Here is a 2,915-nt window from a genome sequence, read left to right as displayed (position 1 = left end):
TGTACCCCGGCTCATTGGTTCCATTGACCGATTAGGTCAACTGGCGTGGCGCGGCGGGCGGGGTGGTCGTCGGCGGCGGCGGCGGTGGTTGGGTGGTCACCGGCGGCGGCGGCGCCTCGGTGACCACCGGGGGTGGTTCCGGTTCGGGCGTCACCGTCACGGTTTCCGGCGGCGGGGGCGGCGGCGGTGGCTCCTCGGTCGTCTCCGGGGGTGGCGGGGGCGGCGGCGTGGTGGTGATCTGATCCTGTACCGGGGGCGGGTTGACCGTCGTGGAGGTGGCCTGGTTGGCGAGGCTGTCGGTGTCGGTACGGGTCACCAGCAACGACACCGAAACCACGAGCGCGATCGCCGCGATGATCGCCGTCACTCCGACCACCCACGGCCACTTCGGCGGGGCAAGGTCGCCGGACTCCTCGGCCTCGTAGGCGTCGTAGTCGTAGAGCTCCAGATCAGCCGGCAGGTAGGGGCCGATTGTGTACTGCTCTGACTCGGGCGCGGAGTAAGCCCGCTGGAATCCGGTGTCGGTCAGCTCATCGCGATCGTCCCGGTACTCCGCGGTCGGCTCGTCCGACGATTGACCGCCGGCCTCCCGGCCCGGCGGAGTGGGCCCGCTCATCCCTGCCTACCCTCTTCCGACTGCATCGGTCGGGCTATCAGTGCCTCGCCTCAGGTGAAGCAGAACACTACCCAACGGGCGGTCCGGAACAGCCGCAGCACACCGATGGGGCCCCAAATCCCGGCCTCGATCGTGACCTTCGGCGCAACGGGCGTCAGTGCTTCTCGGGCCCGATGTAGTACTCGAAGACCCAGCCGCTGACCGCGCCAAGGACGAAGACGATGCCCGCGGCGATCAGCCACGGAAGCCACAGCGCGGCACCGACGGCAGTGATTGCGAACGACAGCGCGGCCACGATCGGCCACCAGCTGTGCGGCGAGAAGAATCCGAGCTCTCCGGCGCCGTCGGCGATGTCGGCATCCTCGTAGTCCTCCGGGCGGGTGTCGAGGCGGCGGGCCACGAACCGGAAGAAGGTGCCGATGATCAGTGTGAGACCACCGGTCAGGACGAGTGCGGTGGTGCCGGCCCACTCGACCTCGCCCCGGAAGGTGGCGGTCAGCACGCCGTAGGCGATGGAGACCACGATGAACAGAGCGGTGAGGATCTCGAAAAGTCTGGCTTCAATACGCATTGCGGACCCTCCTACTTACTCGCCTGCGGGATCATCCCGGTCTGCGAGCCGACCAACTCACCGCGACGGGTGTCGAACGGATAGGTCGTGGTGGCGATCGGCGACTGGTTGATCGCCGTCAGAGCCGCGGCATTCGACTTTCCGGAGATTCGCGCCTGCAGATAGGTCTTGAAGTCCTCGGCGGAGACCACCCGGATCTCGAAGTTCATCATCGAGTGATAGGTGCCGCACATCTCGGCGCAGCGACCGACGAATGCGCCGGTCCTATCGATCTCGTCGACCTGCCAGACGTTTTCGGTGTGGTTGGACTTCGGGTTCGGGAACACGTCGCGCTTGAAAAGGAAGTCCGGGACCCAGAACGAGTGGATCACATCGGCCGAGGCCTGCTGGAACTCGATACGCTTACCGACCGGCAACACCAGGACCGGGATCTCATCGCTGGTGCCGACGGTCTCGACCTTGTCGAAATTCAGGTAGGAGCGGTCCTCGGGGTTCAGGCCGGCAATCGCGCCAACCTTCTCTTCACCGTGTTCGTCGGTGCCCTCGGGCTTGGACGCTAGGGCAGCCTTGCGGGCCGGGTCGGCGCCATCGAAGTTGAACGTACCGTCCTTGTAGGCCACCTTCTGGTAGCCGAACTTCCAGTTCCACTGGAAGGCGGTGATATCGACGGTCACCTCGGGGTTGGGCTCCTTGTTGAGGAACTTGTCCTCCGTGATGACAGTGAAGTAGAAGAGCACCCCGACGATGATGATCGGGATCACCGTCAGCACCAGCTCCAACGGCATGTTGTAGCCGAATTGTCGAGGAAGTTCGGTATCGGTGGGCTTCTTACGGAAGGCGGTCGCGCAGATGAAGAACAGGGCGTACACGATCACGCCGACCACGAGGGCGGCGATCACGGTGCCCACCCAGTAGGTGCGGCTGGCATGCGCGTCGGAGGTGACGCCCTCGGGCCAGCCCAGGCCGACCACCTCCTGCCAGCTGCAACCGCTGAGCGTGACGGCCAGCCCTGCGAACGCGATGGCCAACGCCACCGCCCTCCGCCCGGAACGGGCCCCAGCACGGCCTAGCCCACGTGGTGTCACCTCGGCGCCTCCTGTGTCGCACGCTGCATCGCGAGTCGAATACTACGCAGCGTAGACCACCCTTGGACAGCAAGCTGACACACCTGGCGATTCGGCCCCGCGCCGATTCAGCGGGCCCACCGCGTTGCGGCATACTAGGCCCGATGTGCGGACTGCTCGCCCTGGTGGGACATGCGGCCGGCGCGATCACCACGCAGACCGTGGACGCGGTGGCGGGCGCATCCCACCTGATGCGGCACCGCGGGCCCGATGAGCCCGGCACCTGGGCCGATGACCAGGTGGTGCTGGGGTTCAACCGGCTCTCGATCATCGACATCGCCCACTCCCACCAGCCCCTTCGGTGGGGCCCCCCGGGTGAGCCGGACCGCTACGTCCTGGTCTTCAACGGGGAGATCTACAACTACCTGGAACTCCGCGAGGTGCTGGCCTCCGAATTCGGTGCGGTTTTCGCCACCGGCGGCGACGGCGAGGCGATTGTCGCCGCCTATCACTACTGGGGTGGCGAGGCCCTGAGCCGGTTGCGAGGGATGTTCGCGTTCGCACTGTGGGATACCGCGCGCCGCGAGCTGTTCTGCGCCCGCGATCCGTTCGGGATCAAGCCGCTGTTCATGGCGACCGGACCCGGCGGCACCGCGGTCGGCAG

The 2,915-nt window shown here is 66.5% G+C and carries 2 protein-coding genes and 2 pseudogenes; 1 reads left to right on the top strand and 3 read right to left on the bottom strand.

All coding sequences use genetic code 11. The features are described 5' to 3' along the window. Positions 1 to 34: 34 nt before the first annotated feature. From ACR2JI_RS08820 to ctaC, 3 genes and pseudogenes are all read right to left on the bottom strand, one after another. A pseudogene (locus ACR2JI_RS08820) lies at positions 35 to 616 on the bottom strand (hypothetical protein); the annotation flags it as partial. A gap of 154 nt (positions 617 to 770) precedes the next feature. Further along, positions 771 to 1,187, bottom strand: coding sequence for an aa3-type cytochrome oxidase subunit IV (gene ctaF / locus ACR2JI_RS08815; protein WP_526389703.1), 417 nt, complete (start codon positions 1,185 to 1,187; stop codon positions 771 to 773). Positions 1,188 to 1,198: 11 nt separating this feature from the next. Continuing rightward, positions 1,199 to 2,272 carry an aa3-type cytochrome oxidase subunit II gene (gene ctaC, locus ACR2JI_RS08810; protein ID WP_526389702.1) on the bottom strand — a complete coding sequence of 358 codons (1,074 nt, stop codon included), beginning with the start codon at positions 2,270 to 2,272 and terminating at the stop codon, positions 1,199 to 1,201. A gap of 143 nt (positions 2,273 to 2,415) precedes the next feature. Between ctaC and ACR2JI_RS08805 the strand changes: the two are divergent. Next, positions 2,416 to 2,915: pseudogene (locus tag ACR2JI_RS08805) on the top strand (asparagine synthase (glutamine-hydrolyzing)); the annotation flags it as partial.

Source organism: Mycobacterium sp., from assembly GCF_051006775.1.
Taxonomy (GTDB): Bacteria; Actinomycetota; Actinomycetes; order Mycobacteriales; family Mycobacteriaceae; genus Mycobacterium.
The sequence above is the reverse complement of the archived record's forward strand: the minus strand, read 5'-3'. Positions and strand labels throughout refer to the sequence as shown.